Annotated in this window: 15 protein-coding genes, 1 tRNA gene and 1 pseudogene; 8 read left to right on the top strand and 9 right to left on the bottom strand. The window is 68.6% G+C overall.

Going from position 1 to position 13,889, the window contains the following annotated elements; genetic code table 11:
* Positions 1 to 2: 2 nt before the first annotated feature.
* From AC6RUA_RS02825 to AC6RUA_RS02815, 3 genes are all read left to right on the top strand, one after another.
* Positions 3 to 911 carry a succinate dehydrogenase/fumarate reductase iron-sulfur subunit gene (locus AC6RUA_RS02825; RefSeq protein ID WP_499814428.1) on the top strand — a complete coding sequence of 303 codons (909 nt, stop codon included), beginning with the start codon at positions 3 to 5 and terminating at the stop codon, positions 909 to 911.
* Positions 912 to 1,108: 197 nt separating this feature from the next.
* A complete protein-coding gene (locus tag AC6RUA_RS02820; RefSeq protein ID WP_499815385.1) occupies positions 1,109 to 2,977 on the top strand; it encodes an FAD-binding protein in 1,869 nt (622 codons plus the stop codon).
* 348 nt (positions 2,978 to 3,325) lie between these two features.
* Positions 3,326 to 3,583: a TrmB family transcriptional regulator gene (locus tag AC6RUA_RS02815; RefSeq protein WP_499814427.1), complete on the top strand. Its 258-nt coding sequence runs from the start codon at positions 3,326 to 3,328 to the stop codon at positions 3,581 to 3,583.
* A gap of 27 nt (positions 3,584 to 3,610) precedes the next feature.
* On the opposite strand, the gene AC6RUA_RS02810 is transcribed toward AC6RUA_RS02815, so the two are convergent.
* The 4 genes from AC6RUA_RS02810 to AC6RUA_RS02795 all read right to left on the bottom strand — a co-directional run bounded on the left by AC6RUA_RS02810 (position 3,611) and on the right by AC6RUA_RS02795 (position 8,064).
* Positions 3,611 to 4,447 carry an ABC transporter ATP-binding protein gene (locus tag AC6RUA_RS02810; protein ID WP_499814426.1) on the bottom strand — a complete coding sequence of 279 codons (837 nt, stop codon included), beginning with the start codon at positions 4,445 to 4,447 and terminating at the stop codon, positions 3,611 to 3,613.
* Entirely contained in the window at positions 4,447 to 5,292 is an 846-nt protein-coding gene (locus tag AC6RUA_RS02805) for an ABC transporter ATP-binding protein (protein WP_499814425.1), read from the bottom strand. The genes AC6RUA_RS02810 and AC6RUA_RS02805 overlap by 1 nt, the downstream gene beginning before the upstream one ends.
* Entirely contained in the window at positions 5,285 to 6,706 is a 1,422-nt protein-coding gene (locus tag AC6RUA_RS02800) for a branched-chain amino acid ABC transporter permease (protein WP_499815384.1), read from the bottom strand. Before AC6RUA_RS02800 ends, AC6RUA_RS02805 begins: the two co-directional genes overlap by 8 nt.
* A 254-nt stretch (positions 6,707 to 6,960) precedes the next feature.
* On the bottom strand, positions 6,961 to 8,064 hold the full coding sequence (locus tag AC6RUA_RS02795) for a branched-chain amino acid ABC transporter permease (protein ID WP_499814424.1): 1,104 nt from the start codon (positions 8,062 to 8,064) through the stop codon (positions 6,961 to 6,963).
* 154 nt (positions 8,065 to 8,218) lie between these two features.
* On the opposite strand from AC6RUA_RS02795, the gene AC6RUA_RS02790 reads away from it, so the two are divergent.
* Together AC6RUA_RS02790 and AC6RUA_RS02785 are read left to right on the top strand one after the other, a co-directional pair.
* Positions 8,219 to 8,737 (top strand): GNAT family N-acetyltransferase, encoded by a 519-nt coding sequence (locus AC6RUA_RS02790; RefSeq protein WP_499814423.1) that lies wholly within the window; start codon positions 8,219 to 8,221, stop codon positions 8,735 to 8,737.
* Between the two features lie 5 nt (positions 8,738 to 8,742).
* A tRNA-Thr gene (locus tag AC6RUA_RS02785) sits at positions 8,743 to 8,816 on the top strand.
* Between the two features lie 102 nt (positions 8,817 to 8,918).
* On the opposite strand, the gene AC6RUA_RS02780 is transcribed toward AC6RUA_RS02785, so the two are convergent.
* Entirely contained in the window at positions 8,919 to 9,122 is a 204-nt protein-coding gene (locus AC6RUA_RS02780) for an FG-GAP repeat protein (protein WP_499814422.1), read from the bottom strand.
* 34 nt (positions 9,123 to 9,156) lie between these two features.
* Positions 9,157 to 9,276, bottom strand: a pseudogene (locus tag AC6RUA_RS02775) (hypothetical protein); the annotation flags it as partial.
* A gap of 226 nt (positions 9,277 to 9,502) precedes the next feature.
* Here AC6RUA_RS02775 and AC6RUA_RS02770 point away from each other — a divergent pair.
* On the top strand, positions 9,503 to 9,655 hold the full coding sequence (locus AC6RUA_RS02770) for a hypothetical protein (protein ID WP_499814421.1): 153 nt from the start codon (positions 9,503 to 9,505) through the stop codon (positions 9,653 to 9,655).
* Positions 9,656 to 9,807: 152 nt separating this feature from the next.
* On the opposite strand, the gene AC6RUA_RS02765 is transcribed toward AC6RUA_RS02770, so the two are convergent.
* A complete protein-coding gene (locus AC6RUA_RS02765) occupies positions 9,808 to 10,569 on the bottom strand; it encodes a hypothetical protein (RefSeq protein ID WP_499814420.1) in 762 nt (253 codons plus the stop codon).
* 155 nt (positions 10,570 to 10,724) lie between these two features.
* On the opposite strand from AC6RUA_RS02765, the gene AC6RUA_RS02760 reads away from it, so the two are divergent.
* Both AC6RUA_RS02760 and AC6RUA_RS02755 read left to right on the top strand, forming a co-directional pair.
* Positions 10,725 to 11,699 (top strand): deoxyhypusine synthase, encoded by a 975-nt coding sequence (locus tag AC6RUA_RS02760; protein WP_499814419.1) that lies wholly within the window; start codon positions 10,725 to 10,727, stop codon positions 11,697 to 11,699.
* Positions 11,700 to 11,832: 133 nt separating this feature from the next.
* Complete coding sequence (locus tag AC6RUA_RS02755; RefSeq protein ID WP_499814418.1) at positions 11,833 to 12,123, top strand: hypothetical protein; 291 nt, start codon at positions 11,833 to 11,835, stop codon at positions 12,121 to 12,123.
* Between the two features lie 360 nt (positions 12,124 to 12,483).
* Here the strand turns inward: AC6RUA_RS02755 and AC6RUA_RS02750 are convergent, their stop codons facing one another.
* Complete coding sequence (locus AC6RUA_RS02750; protein ID WP_499814417.1) at positions 12,484 to 12,735, bottom strand: hypothetical protein; 252 nt, start codon at positions 12,733 to 12,735, stop codon at positions 12,484 to 12,486.
* A gap of 294 nt (positions 12,736 to 13,029) precedes the next feature.
* Positions 13,030 to 13,755 (bottom strand): DUF4013 domain-containing protein, encoded by a 726-nt coding sequence (locus AC6RUA_RS02745; RefSeq protein WP_499814416.1) that lies wholly within the window; start codon positions 13,753 to 13,755, stop codon positions 13,030 to 13,032.
* Positions 13,756 to 13,889: the final 134 nt, after the last annotated feature.

The following is a 13,889-nucleotide window of genomic DNA, read 5'->3' as shown; positions in this document are numbered from 1 at the left end:
CCATGAGCACACAGATACCCGAACCAGAACGCGAATCCGAGTCCGAGGCGGAGACAGAGACGGGCGACGCGACGGCGGAACTCCCCGCCGCCCAGCAGGAGCGGATGCGCGAGAAGGCCGAGCGGCGCGCCGACCGCGAGGAACGCGCCCGGGAGGAGGCGGAGGAGCGCGCGGAGTCGGACGAGAACAGCTACCACCTGAAGGTGTTCCGGTACGACCCCGAGGTGGAGGGGAAGATGGAGCCGCGCTTCGACGACTTCCACGTCCCGTACACGCCCGGGATGACGGTACTCGACGCGCTCATCTACGCCCGCGACACGTTCGACTCCTCGCTCACTTTCCGCCACTCCTGCCGGCAGGCCATCTGCGGGTCGGACGCGTTCTTCGTCAACGGCAGCCAGCGGCTCGGCTGCAAGACCCAGTTGTCCGACCTCGAGCAACCGGTCCGGGTCGAACCGCTCCCCCACTCGGAGGTGCGCAAGGACCTCGTGGTCGACATGGAGCACTTCTACGAGCAGATGGAGGCGGTCGAGCCGTACTTCCAGACGAACGACCTCCCGGACGACGAACTCGAAGAGCAGCGCCAGACCCCGGAGAACCGCGAGAAGGTCAAGATGTCCACCCGCTGTATCTGGTGTGGCGCGTGCGCCTCCTCGTGTAACATCGCCGCGGGCGACAACCAGTTCCTCGGTCCGGCGGCCATCAACAAGGCGTACCGCTTCGCGATGGACGAGCGCGAAGGCGAGGACATGAAACAGCATCGCCTCAACGTCGTCGAACAGGAACACGGCGTCTGGCGGTGTCAGACCCAGTTCTCGTGTACGAACGTCTGCCCGAAGGACATCCCGCTCACCGAACACATCCAGGAGCTGAAGCGGGAAGCGGTCAAGAGCAACCTCAAGTTCTGGTAGCACGGCCTCAACCCCGGGATTGTTCCCGTTCTCGTGATCTCCTGCTTCCCGAGACCTCGTCGATTCCGCCGGACTGCTCACCTCCCGACGCGGGTCGCGTCCTACTGGTCGCGGCGACCAAATCCGACCGAAGCGCGGGGAGAGGTGGCAAGTCTCAAGTCGGGGCCCACCCAAGCGAGCGTAACCTCAAGATGAGCATCTACGAGCACGACGTCATCGTGGTCGGCGCGGGCGGCGCGGGACTCCGGGCGGCCATCGCGGCCCAGGAGGAAGGCGCGGACGTGGCCATCGTCTCGAAACTCCACCCGGTCCGCTCGCACACGGGCGCGGCGGAGGGCGGCATCAACGCCGCGCTCCGGGAGGGTGACTCCTGGCAGGACCACGCGTACGACACGATGAAGGGGTCCGACTACCTCGCCGACGCTCCGGCGGTCGAGACGCTGTGTCAGGACTCCCCCGAGGAGACCATCCAACTCGAACACTGGGGGATGGCGTTCTCGCGCGACGACGACGGCCGCGTCTCCCAGCGGCCCTTCGGCGGGCTGTCGTTCCCGCGGACCACCTACGCCGGCGCGGAGACGGGTCACCAACTGCTCCACACGATGTACGAACAGTTGGTCAAGCGCGGTATCGAGGTGTACGACGAGTGGCACGTGCTCGACCTCGCCGTCTCCGACGAGGAGCGACCCGAGGACCGGACGTGTCACGGCGTCACGGCCTACGACGTCCAGACGGGCGAGGTGTCGGGGTTCCGCGCGCGCAACGGCGTCATCCTCGCCACCGGTGGCCCGGGACAGGTGTACGACCACACCACGAACGCGGTCGCGAACACCGGCGACGGCGTCGCGATGGCCTACCGCGCGGGCGTCCCGATGGAGGACATGGAGTTCGTCCAGTTCCACCCGACGACGCTCCCGAGCACCGGGGTGCTCATCACGGAGGGGGTCCGCGGCGAGGGGGGCATCCTCTACAACCGCGAGGGCGAGCGGTTCATGTTCGAGTACGGCTACGCGAGCAACGACGGCGAACTCGCCTCGCGCGACGTGGTCGCGCGCGCGGAACTCACCGAGGTGAACGAGGGACGCGGCATCGACGACGAGTACGTCCACCTCGACATGCGCCACCTCGGCGAGGAGCGCATCCTCGATAGGTTAGAGAACATCGTCCACCTCTCGGAGGACTTCGAGGGGGTCGACCCGCTGGAGGCGCCGATGCCGGTCAAACCCGGCCAGCACTACGCGATGGGCGGCGTCGAGACGGACGAGAACGGGGAGACGTGCATCGCCGGCCTGTACGCGGCCGGCGAGTGCGCGTGCGCCTCGGTCCACGGCGCGAACCGCCTCGGCGGGAACGCCCTGCCGGAGCTCATCGTCTTCGGCGCCCGCGCCGGCCACCACGCCGCCGGACGTGACCTCGGCGATGCCGAGATCACGACGGGACAGCGCGGCGAGTACGAACTGGGCACCGTGGACACGCCCGTCGAACCCGGCGAGGTACGGCCGGCCGGCGACGCCGTGGCCGACGGTGGCGGCGAGCGGGCGGCCGACGGGGGCGTCGCCACGGACGCCGGGACCGGGACCCCGACCGACCTGGTCGAGCGTTCGGTCGAACGCCAGCGGGCACGCATCCAGCGGCTGATGGAGAAGGACGACGGCGTCCAGCACGCCGAGATCAGGAGCCGGGTGCAGAAGTCGATGACGCGCAACGTCAACGTCTTCCGCGAGGAGGCGGGCCTGAAGCAGGCGCTGCGCGACATCCGCGAGGCGCGCGAGGCGTACCGCGACGCCTTCGTCAAGGACCCCTCGCGGACGTTCAACACGGACCTCATCCACACCATCGAGACCCGGAACGTCCTCGACCTGGCCGAGGCCATCACGCTGGGTGCGCTGGCGCGCGACGAGTTCCGCGGCGCGCACTGGCGCGCGGAGTTCCAAGAGCGGCGCGACGAGGACTGGCTGAAACACACGATGCTGTCGTGGAACGACGGCACGCCGGAACTCTGGTACAAGCCGGTCGTCCTCCAGGGCGAGGAGAAGGAGTACGAGCCGAAGACGCGGTCGTACTGAGTCCGACCCCGAGAGTTCGTTCGACTCTCTTCTCTCCCTTCCGTCCCGTTCCCGGTCTCTCTCCCCCGGGCGCTCGCGTCGCTCGCCGCCGCGACCGGTCGCGTCGTCTCCCGGTCCGAGCGCCGCAGTCGCGTCCCCGGCCGCCCGTCACCTCCGTCGCGTGATACCTCTTCTCAGTGCGTCAGGAGTCGAAGACGACCCCCGTCCGTCCGCCGTTCGTGAGTTCGCCCTTCGGCGGGTGAGTCGACGGAACACGCGAAATCGGGCGGCTCGGGCCTCGTCGAGCGGTTTCGACCATCGTCGTACCAAGCTTTTACACGTGTCGAAGTCGTGGCGACGTGTACGAAGATGCAGGCACAGACACGACCCGAGACGGCGGTGGACGCGGCGACCGACGCGGAGCGAGCGATGGCGCGCGTCCCCGACGACGTGACCTCGCCGCGCGGAAAGCTGGTCTACCTCTACCTCGCGACGCACGGCGCGGTCACGGAGCAGGACCTCTGTGACGGCCTCGGGATGAAGCGCATCTCCCTGTACAGCATCGTCAAGACGCTCCGGTCGACCGGACACGTCGAGAAGGTCGACGACCGGTACGCGCTGGCGTAATCCGTAGTTCGGCGTATTCGGGTGCCCTCACCCGCCGAGGAAGTCCTTGCGGACCTGTTCGTCGCCCAGCAGCGCTTCCCCCGTGTCCACGTACGCGTTCTCGCCGGCCACGAGGACGTAGCCGCGGTCGCACCGACGGAGCGCCTCCTTCGCGTTCTGTTCGACCATGAGCACCGCGGTCCCGTCGCCGTTGATGCGGTCGATGCGGTCGAACATGTCGGCGACGAGGTCCGGCGCGAGCCCCGCCGACGGTTCGTCGAGTAGCAGGAGGTCGGGGTCGAGCATCAGCGCGCGCCCCATCGCCAGCATCTGGCGCTGGCCTCCCGACATGGTACCCGCCGTCTGGTCGGCCCGCTCTTCGAGGATGGGGAAGCGGTCGTACACCTCTCGTATCCGGTCTTCGGGCACCTCGTCGAGGATGTACGCGCCCATCTCGAGGTTCTCGCGGACCGAGAGGCTCTCGAACACGTTGTCGTTCTGCGGGACGAACCCGATGCCCCGGTGGATGATGTCCTCCGGCGGGAGACCGTGGATGGGTTCGCCCGCGAACTCGACGCTCCCGCCCATGTACGTCGTCAGCCCGAACACCGACTTCATCACGGTGGACTTGCCCGCGCCGTTCGGACCGACGACGGTGACGTACTCCCCGTCGGCCACGTCGAGGTCCACGCCGGTGAGAATCTGCAGGTCACCGTAGCCCGCGTCCAGGTCGCGGACCCGCAACAGCGCGTCGGCGACCGGTTCGGCCTCCGCGGCGGTCCGCGCGCCGCGCGAGGCGGGGTCGGCGTCGGAGTCGCTCCCGGTGTTCGGGTTCGCGTCGTCGGTTCCGGCGTCGACGGCCGTCGTCTCGTCGCTCTCGGCCATCAGACCTCCCCCCCGAGGTACGCCTCGACGACCCGCTCGTTGGTCCGAATCTCCGCGGGCGGCCCCTCGGCGAGCACCTGGCCCTGGTGCATGACGATGACGTGTTCGCAGTTCTCCATGATGACGTCCATGTCGTGTTCCACGAGCAGGAACGTGTTGCCCCGCTCGCGGAGTTCGTGGATGCGGTCGAGCAGTTTCTCCTCGAGCGTCGGGTTGACGCCCGCGAGCGGTTCGTCGAGCAGTACCATCTCCGGGTCGGTCATGAGCGCGCGCGCCATCTCCAGCAGTTTGCGCTGCCCGCCCGAGAGGTTGCCCGCGTACTCCTCGGCGAGGTGGGCGATCTCGAAGAACTCCAGTTGCTCCCACGCCCGCTCGACCAGTTCCCGCTCCTGTTCGACCACCCGGCTCCGGAGGCCCGGGAGCACCGAGTACCAGAACCGCTCGCCGACCTGTCCCTTCGGGGCGAGCATGACGTTCTCGAGGACGGTCATCTCCTCGAGTTCGCGGGCGATCTGGAACGTCCGAACCAGCCCCCGCTCGGCGATCTCGTGCGTCTCCATGCCGGTGACGTCCTCGCCGTGGAACCACACCGTCCCGGACGTGGGGCGGTGGACGCCCGTGATGCAGTTGAACGTCGTCGACTTGCCCGCGCCGTTCGGGCCGATGAGTCCCGTGAGCGTCCCCTCCTCGACGAAGAAGCTCGCGCCGTCGACGGCGGTGATGCCGCCGAACGTCTTCCGGAGGTCCTCGACGACGAGCGGGTGCGCCGCCGGGTCACCCTGTCTCCCGGCGTCACGCTCGCTCTCGTCGGCCGGCGACGCCGGGTCGGGGACGGACTCACTCATCGTTCGTCCCCTCCCCTCCGGCACCGCCGTCGACGACCGCGCTCGCGTCCGGGTCGCCGCCGGCCGTCGGCGGGTTCCGGCGGCGGAGCGGCACGGCCGCCGCCTCCTCCTTGCGGTGACCGAGCAGGCCCTCGGGCCGGTTCTGCATCAACACGACGAGGACGACGCCGACGAGGACGAACCGGAGCGCCGAGACGTTGTTGAGCAGGAACGCGAGCATCGGGAGCACGCGCCCCTCCAGCAGCGGTCCGGCGGCCGCCGGGAAGGTGGCCGGGGTCTGTGCGAACTCGACCGAGTTGAGGACGACCCGCCGGAGGTAGTTCGGCCCTTCCCAGATGAGCGAGGCGAACAGTACCCCCCCCAGCACCGACCCGGTGTTCGACCCCGCGCCGCCGATGATGAGCGCGACCCAGACGTAGAACGTGAGGATGGGGCGGAACGCGCTCGGGTTGGTGAACCCCTGGCTCCCCTGCCAGAGGATGCCGCCCAGCCCCATCAGCCCGCAGCCGAACATGAACGCGACGATCTTGAACCGCCGCGTGTCCTTCCCGAGCGCCTTCGCGACGCCCTCGTCCTCGCGGATGGCCTTCAGCACGCGGCCGAACGGCGAGTTCCCGACGCGCACGAGCAGCGCGTAGAACACCGCGACGGCGGCGGTGAGCACGACCAGTACGTACACCCAGTTGATGATGACGGACGGTTGGACCGCGAGGTCGAGCGTGAACGCCGGGAGGGGGACCAGGCCCAGCCAGTAGGAGTTCGGCGGGACGAGTTCGACTCGGAGGTCCGCGAACAGCGGGAACAGCACCGCACCCAGGCGCGCCGGCTCGGCGCCCGGCGCGAAGCTCTCGTAGAACAGCAGGCGGACGGGGTTCCCGGGCATCGAGATGCCCCCAGCGCCGCCCGTGCCGGTGGGTCGACCGAACACCGTGAACTCCGCGAGACCGCGCGAGGTCAGCGAGATACGGATGATCTCAGAGAGCGCGACGGTGACGATGGCGAAGTAGTCCGCGCGCAGGCGCAGCGCCGGGAGCGCGGCGACCAATCCGACGAGCGCGGCCGCGAGCATCCCGCCGACGATGCCGACCGGGAGCGGGAGGCCGAGACCGGGGACCGACCCCGCTCCGGGGTCTACCGGTGCCGAGAGGATGGCCATGGTGTACACACCGACGGCCATGAACCCGGCGACCCCGATGTTGAACACGCCCGCGTACCCCCAGTGGAGGTTCAACGCGAGCACCATCATCGCGTACACCGCCGAGAAGAAGAACACCGACGCGAGCGCGCCGACGAACCCGTTGAACGGGAGGTCGAGCGCCACCGCGAACACGAAGAAGCCGACGACGACGTGGACGAGGACGACGCCGAGTTTGTCGGGGTCGGACGCCACCCAGCGCTCGCGGAGCCACGCCACGTACGGCTCCGCCGGGGGCGCGGTGGCGACGTAGAGCAGTCCCGCGACGAGCAGTACGTAGAGGAAGCCGATGAGGCTCCCACCGACCGGGAGCGATTCGAGGTCGAAGTCGACGACGAGAGCGACGAGCGCCAGTCCGACGAGCAGGTGACCGACCGCGAGCGTCCACGCGCCGACGCCGCCGGCCGCCCACCGGGCGCGGAACCACTCGCGGTACGGCGTCCACCCGGGGACGTCGCGGTCGGCCGTCCGGCTCACGCCGTCGTCACCCCCGAGAACAGTCCAGACGGCTTGAACAGCAGGACGAATATCATCACGCCGAACGCCGCTACCGTGGTGAGGTCGCTCGGGAGCCACACCAGCGAGAGGTTCTGTGCGACGCCCATTACCACGCCGCCGAACATCGCCCCGTACACCGAGCCGATGCCGCCGAGGATGACCGCCGCGAAGATGAGCAGTAAGAGAAGCCAGCCGAACTGGAAGTTCATCGTCCCGCGTTCGAGCGCGATGAGGAAGCCCGCCGCGCCCGCCAGCCCGCCGCCGATGACCCACGTGAACCGGACGACGCGCTCGGTCGGGATGCCGGTGACGCGCGCGAGGTCCTCGTTGTCGGCCATCGCGCGCATCGCCTTCCCCAGTTTCGTCCGCTGGAGGAGGAGGTGGACTCCGACCATGAGCGCGAGCGCGACGACGACCAGCGTGAGCTGGTGGCCGCCGATTTCGACCGCGCCGCTCCCGACGGGGAGGGTGAACGCGGGCACCGACTGGGCGTCGGTCAGCCCGCGGGTCCGCTGGCTCCAGACGATGTAGACGACGTACCGGAGCGCGAGCGCGACGCCGATGGACGCGATGAGCAGCGAGATGCCCTCCTCGTCGCGCATCGGCCTGTAGACGAGGCGGTCGATGACGAGCGAGAGGACGACGGTGAAGGCGGCGGCGACGACGACCCCCGCCACGATGGCGAGCGGCGTCCCGGCGATGGAGACGCCGAGTTTGCGGGTCGATAGCTGGCCGAGAAACGCCAGCGTGGCGAGGTCGAACTGGCCCGCGCCGGCGACGAGCCACGTCGTCGACCAGCCGACGAACGCGCCGCTCGTCACGTAGTCACCGTGACCGAAGTTGGCGAAGTTGAGGATGCTGTACGTCATCGACAGGCCGACGCCCGCCAGACCGATGGAGAGGCCGACGACGAGCCCGTCCCAGAGGAAGGTCGCGAGCCGCGCGAGCGCGAGGTCGCCGGTCGAGAGCTGCCGCAGGAGGTCGAAGAGGAGTACCACGCAGACGAGCGCGGCTGCGAGCGCGAACGGGCGCTCGATGGCGAACTGCCGCCCGCGCGAGTAGGTTTCGCTGATACCCATTGTGATTCGTTCTCACGTTTTCGGGGTCCCCTCGCGTAGTTAAATGTTCGCTCACGCCGCGACGGGTTCGGTCTCCGTGACAGGACCGCCGCACGCCGGCGAGGGAGCCGTCGCGTCGGAACGCCCAAGCCACGTGGCCGCCTCGGGGACCCCGATGGACGACAGCGACGACATCGTCGTCGAGGACGCGACGGCCGAGGACGCGGAGCGGGTCGCCGAGCTGTGGGTCGACCTCGCGGCCGGCCAGCGGGCGCACGGCTCGCACCTCCGCGCCGACGCGAACCGCGCCGTCGCCCGCGACGCCGCCACCCGCCACGCCGTCGCCGGCGGACTGCTGGTCGCGCGCACCCCCGACGGCGACGTGGTCGGATTCGTCATGTTCGCCCCCGAGACGGGGAGCTACGAGCAGGACGCCGACCGGGGGAGCGTCCACAACATCTACGTCGACCCGGCGTACCGCGACCGGGGGGTCGGCGGTCGCCTGCTCGTGGCCGCGGAGGCGGCGCTGGCGGCGACGGGCGCGGACGTGGTGTCGCTGGAGGTCATGGCCGACAACGCGGACGCCCGCCGGTTCTACGAGCGGGCGGGGTACGACCCCCACCGCGTCGAGGTGGAGAAACCGCTCGACGGCGGGCAAAGCGACACCGATTCAAGGGAGGACGCGGAACGGTAAGCCGCGCCGAGGGAGCATGGGCGGTGCATGCACTCGACTTGTAATCGAGACTTCGCGGGTTCGAATCCCGCCCTCGGCTCTGTTCGGTTCGGCGCTCACGTCGTCGGAGTTTCGGCGCCGGATCGTAGGCTATCGTGCTCGGAGGCAACGCTCTCCGGGAGAGCGAACTGGCTCTACCCGGTTACCTCCCGAACACGTACACCGATCCGGAGAAGCGTCCCACATTGTTGTCTCCCGGGGCCCCGACGAGGGTCACGTCACCGGAGTCGGGAACTGCTACCGACCGACCGAAGAAGCCGTCGGCTGATGAGTCGTTGGCGACGACTCTCGCCTTGGGTCGACGTTTGGTCGGTTCGATTGAACACGTACACCGATCCGGAATCATCCCCCACATCGATGTCGCTGGCCAGCGCCCCGACGGCGACCGTGTCGCCGGCACCGTAAATCGCCACCGACCAGCCGAAGGAATCCCCTCTCGTCGCGTCGGCAGCGGCGAGCGTCGCTCGTTGGTTCCAGTTTCCGTCGGTCCGCTCGAACACGTACGTCGCCCCGGAGAGTCACCCCCCTCGTCGGCTCCCCCATAATGGTGCGATGTCCGATGAATGAGGGGCGATATCCGACGAACTTCTGTTGGGGGTGAGATGTGACGTGGGGCCCCGACGCGCACATCACTAACCACGGATAACTGACAGCAGCGGTCCCAGCTATCAACAGTGATGAGTTGGTCCGCAGGGTTATGTGAGACGAATCACCAGTCCAGGTCGTATGACCATCACCGCCAGGGGACTCGTCGGAACCGTCGCGGACATGCCGGCCGGCCGGCCGATTCTCACGTTCCTGCTCACCGGTGCCGCTCTCGTCGCCCTCGCTGTCGCGTGCGTGACGGATGCTCTCCACCGAGTCGGCGAAGGGTTCTAGTCCCGCGCGAAGCGGCAGTGGGTCGTCTCGCCGCGTCCGACGATTCCGAGACGCCGTCGACGAGCGTGACGGGCGTCTCGGCGACGACGTATATTGGCGCACAGACTCGTTCGACCACCGACTTACGACGCACCGAACCCCCGACCCGACACTTAGCCGCTCGACAGCGTCCACTCCCCGTCCGCCATCACGTTCAGGTACCCCGGGCCGTCCGGCCGCACGGTCGCCGACCCCTCGAACGCGCCCGTCTCGTCGAACACCGTCGGGCCGGTACCCATCGAGTCGAGGAGCACCGTCTCGACCACGAAGTACCCCTCGCCCGCGTGGGTGCCCCGGAACGCCATCTCGTCGTCGAACCTGAACGGGCCGAGGTACGTCGGTCCCGTCCCGCTCGCGTCGACGGGGAGCGACTCCGCCGCGCGGACGACGGTCTGTTCGAGCGTCACCTCCCAGGTCGCGCCGTCGCCGGCCTCGACGCGCAGTGCGAACGTTCCGGGCGCGGTCACGTTGGCGATGCCGGACCCCGCGACGCTGCCCTGTGCCCTCGCGACGGGGACCGCTACGTCGCCGTCGTTCCCCCCGGCGGCGACGAGGTGCATCGAGAAGTCCGCCTCGCCCTCGTAGCTGTACTCCGCGACGAGGGGAGCCGCCGCGAGACCGAACGCGTCGGTGTCCCCGGCGCCGCTCCCGGAGAACGTCTCGGGTCCGAACCCGCCGTCGGGAATCGGCGTCGCCGTGCCCCGGTCCGAAGTGGGCGTTTCGCTCGGCGGCGGCCGCTCGGTCGCACCGTCCCCCGCCCCGGTCGACGCGTCCGTTCCGGCGTCGGTCCCCCGCTGGTCCCCCGAGTCCTCCTCGCTCGAACAGCCGGCGAGGATGGCGCTCCCCGCGAGCGCCAGGTAGTGGCGTCGGTCCACGCCGTCGATGTTCCCACCGTCGGTAATGAAACGTGGGGGAACGCGGGGACTCGCTCCGCACGACCGGCCGTCCGTGAACCCGGAACCGCCGGCGCGTTCGAACCCGTCGCGCGCCACATCGTGTGATTCAAACCCCGTAGCGCGCTACGAGAGGCATGACCGACGAGGACACCCGGGACCACGTCGTTCCCGGGAGCGAGGAGGAACTGGGGACGCCCGACGTCCGCGGCTACGACTTCCGCGGGGAGTTCGACTTCGCCGAACTGCTGGACTCGTACGCGACGACCGGGTTCCAGGCGACGCAACTGGCCGAGGCGGTCGACATCGCGACGCAGATGCGGGAGGCGGACGCGACGGTGTACCTCACGTTCACGTCGAACATCGTCTCCTCCGGACTCAGAGAGACCGTGGCGTACCTGGTGCGCGAGGGGTACGTGGACGTGCTCATCACGACCGCGGGGTCGCTGACCGAGGACGTCATCAAGACCGCGAAACCGTTCAAGATGGGCGAGTGGAACGCCGACGAGTCCGCGCTCCGCGAGCGGGGCATCAACCGCCTCGGCAACATCTTCGTCCCCTCCGACCGGTACGTCTGGCTCGAGGAGTACCTCTACGACTTCTTCGACGACTTCTTCGCCGAGGAGAAGACCCGGACGCCGACGGCGTTCGCGCGCGAACTCGGCGCGACGCTCGACGACGAGGACAGCGTGTTGAAGCAGGCGGCCGACAACGACGTGCCCGTGTTCTGTCCGGCGCTCACCGACGCCGAGGTGGGCAACTTCCTCTACTACTACCGGCAGGGGTACGACTCGGAGGTGGGCATCGAAATCCTCGACGACTACGACGCGCTCATCGAGAACGGGCTGCTCGCGGACACCACCGGTCTCATCGCCGTCGGCGGCGGCGTCCCCAAACACCACGCCATCATGACGAACCTGTTCCGCGGCGGCGCGGACTACGCCGTCTACATCTCGACGGGGATGGAGGGCGACGGGTCGCTGTCGGGTGCGCCGCCGAACGAAGCGGTGTCGTGGGGGAAGATCAAGGAGGAGGACCGGAACTACACGCAGGTCGAGGCCGAGGCGACGCTCGTCTTCCCGCTGCTGGTCGCGGGCGCGTTCACGGAGTAGTCGACTCTCTACCGGTTCGGCCGGTCTGGCCGCGGACCCGTCCGTGACCGCCCCTCTCCGACGACGCAGTCTAGTCGGGCGATAACCACTGTACGCTGTCACTATCTATATCGCCCGACCGCGGGCGCGTCGTATGGGACGCGGTCGCAAGCGAGTCGTCGGGTACGACGTCTTCGAGGACGCGCGGAGGGACCCGGTTCCGTCGAAGTACGTCCTGTCGTTCGAGACGGCCGACGGGTGGTTCTACCAGTACGTCGCGACGCGGCGCGGTGACCCGTTCGAGTTCAGGCACAAACGCCGTCCCGACACCTCCGTTTCGAACTGCGAAGTGACCCCTCGCTCTATCCGCCGGTTCTTCGACCGGCGGCCCGAGTTCGAACTCGTGAACGAACGGCTCCGTTACCTCGGAACGTGGCCCGACTGACTCGGCCTACCGTCGCGTCGCGGACGGTAACTCGTCTCTCCGACGGAGTCGGACGCGCCCACACGAGACGGGGTCCGCGCCGGCTCACGCCACACGGACTGGTAGCGAGAGCCGTGGATTCATCCGCCTCTCCCGGCCGACTTTCCGCTATCGTTGTCGATGCCGTGTCGCCGTCGGACGCGACGGGTCGGCTCCCCGCCGTCGCCGGAGGCGCGACGGTCGAGCGGACGTCTCGCCGACGACGACGCTGTTCTGGTGAGCATCGACGCGGTGCGAGGGACGTCGGGCACCGACCCACGAGTCGTTCCGGTGCGTCCCGAATCGCGGCGGCGACTCGGCGAGTCGCGCGTCGGGGTCGGCTCAGAGCAGTCCGACGGCGACGGCGGCGTTGAGGAGGAACGCCAGCGCGAACCCGGCGACGACGACGAGACAGAACACCGACCCGGCGAGCCAGGCGAACCCGCTCACCCCGCTCGTTCCGACGGAACGGCGGTACGCGTACCGAGCGCTGTACGCGAACAGGGCGAAGAGGGCCACCGCGAGGAAAGTACTCACCGGGTCGAACTCGCCCGTCGCGGCCGGAATCTGTTGGAGCGAACGGGGTGGAGCCACTACTGTCCAATGTCTCCGAACTGTGATACCACTATTCACCAGTTGTTGGCCGTCCGGAACCGGACGAAATCAATCGGAACCGGTCGGAATCTATCGCTCGCGCTCGACGGTGCTCGCGCCCCTACCGCCCGCCGCGTCGTCGCCGTCGGACGACCGGAGTAACCGACCGCAGGTCGGTGCGAGAGAACGCGCAAGAGGAGGACGGCGCTGGACCGACTGGACGGACGTCCGAACTGGGGGGGACCGAACTCGCCGAGAAAACGGGGTACGCGCCGACCGTGAGCGCGTCTACACTCAGACGGTGGGACGCTCGCTGGGCTGGGTCTCCTCCTCGCTCTCGCGGACGCCGGTCGCGCGCCCCCACGTCGTGCCGATGACGTAGTAGGCGGCCACGAGGAAGTAGAACTGGACGAAGACGCCCAGCACCGTCCCGAGGCCGGGAATCACGTTCAACACTCCGCCGATGATACCGCCGACGACGAGCACCCCGAGGGCGATGAGCCATCCGGTCGCGTACGTGCCCGAGAACAGGACGGGCCGGAGCGTCCCGAACGCGAAGCCCGACCCGATTGTCCCGTGCTCGGCCACGTTGGCGAGCGCCGCGGGGATGATGTACGCGGCGACGAGGCTGAGGACGAAGCCCAGCAACCCGCCGAGCAGGAGCGCACCGAACCCGAGGCCGATGAGCCCGTCGGACCCGCTCGCGTCGCCGAGGACGAACGAGAACACGGCGCCGCCGAATACGACGGCCATGATGATGGCGGGGACGATACCGTACGCGAGCGCGACGACGAATCCGGGGAACCCCTCCTTCGTCATCTCGACGACGTCGTCCGTGTCCTCGAACGTGGGCGCCGACTCGTCACCGGCGCTCGTCCGGCGGAGGACGCGCATGAAGTACCCGACCACCGTCACCGTCGGGACGATGAGGAAGCCGAGGATGAGCAGTACGCCGCCGAGGAAGACGGTCTTGAACACGTCTTCGCTGTCTTTCAGGTACGTGAGTGATTCGGTGAACATGGTTGTGTGACTCCCGGCGCGAGCCGTAGAATCATGTACGTACGATGGTCGGATGAGATATTAGCTGTTGCCTGACTCGGCGTCTCACGGCTCGGAACGGCGTTTCGACCGAAACCGAACCAGATATAATCCAC

It is taken from the genome of Halorarum sp. SLYT50 (assembly GCF_059821265.1).
Note: the sequence above shows the minus strand (reverse complement) of the source record. Positions and strands in the feature narration are given on the sequence as shown.

What these genes read in the sequence shown, in the direction of transcription:
- AC6RUA_RS02770 (WP_499814421.1), top strand. Translation starts at nt 9,503, where the DNA reads ATGACCATCACCGCCAGGGGACTCGTCGGAACCGTCGCGGACATGCCG.
- AC6RUA_RS02805 (WP_499814425.1), bottom strand. Translation starts at nt 5,292, where the DNA reads ATGAGTGAGTCCGTCCCCGACCCGGCGTCGCCGGCCGACGAGAGCGAG.
- AC6RUA_RS02825 (WP_499814428.1), top strand. Translation starts at nt 3, where the DNA reads ATGAGCACACAGATACCCGAACCAGAACGCGAATCCGAGTCCGAGGCG.
- AC6RUA_RS02745 (WP_499814416.1), bottom strand. Translation starts at nt 13,755, where the DNA reads ATGTTCACCGAATCACTCACGTACCTGAAAGACAGCGAAGACGTGTTC.
- AC6RUA_RS02755 (WP_499814418.1), top strand. Translation starts at nt 11,833, where the DNA reads ATGGGACGCGGTCGCAAGCGAGTCGTCGGGTACGACGTCTTCGAGGAC.
- AC6RUA_RS02815 (WP_499814427.1), top strand. Translation starts at nt 3,326, where the DNA reads ATGCAGGCACAGACACGACCCGAGACGGCGGTGGACGCGGCGACCGAC.
- AC6RUA_RS02795 (WP_499814424.1), bottom strand. Translation starts at nt 8,064, where the DNA reads ATGGGTATCAGCGAAACCTACTCGCGCGGGCGGCAGTTCGCCATCGAG.
- AC6RUA_RS02790 (WP_499814423.1), top strand. Translation starts at nt 8,219, where the DNA reads ATGGACGACAGCGACGACATCGTCGTCGAGGACGCGACGGCCGAGGAC.
- AC6RUA_RS02810 (WP_499814426.1), bottom strand. Translation starts at nt 4,447, where the DNA reads ATGGCCGAGAGCGACGAGACGACGGCCGTCGACGCCGGAACCGACGAC.
- AC6RUA_RS02760 (WP_499814419.1), top strand. Translation starts at nt 10,725, where the DNA reads ATGACCGACGAGGACACCCGGGACCACGTCGTTCCCGGGAGCGAGGAG.
- AC6RUA_RS02780 (WP_499814422.1), bottom strand. Translation starts at nt 9,122, where the DNA reads ATGATTCCGGATCGGTGTACGTGTTCAATCGAACCGACCAAACGTCGA.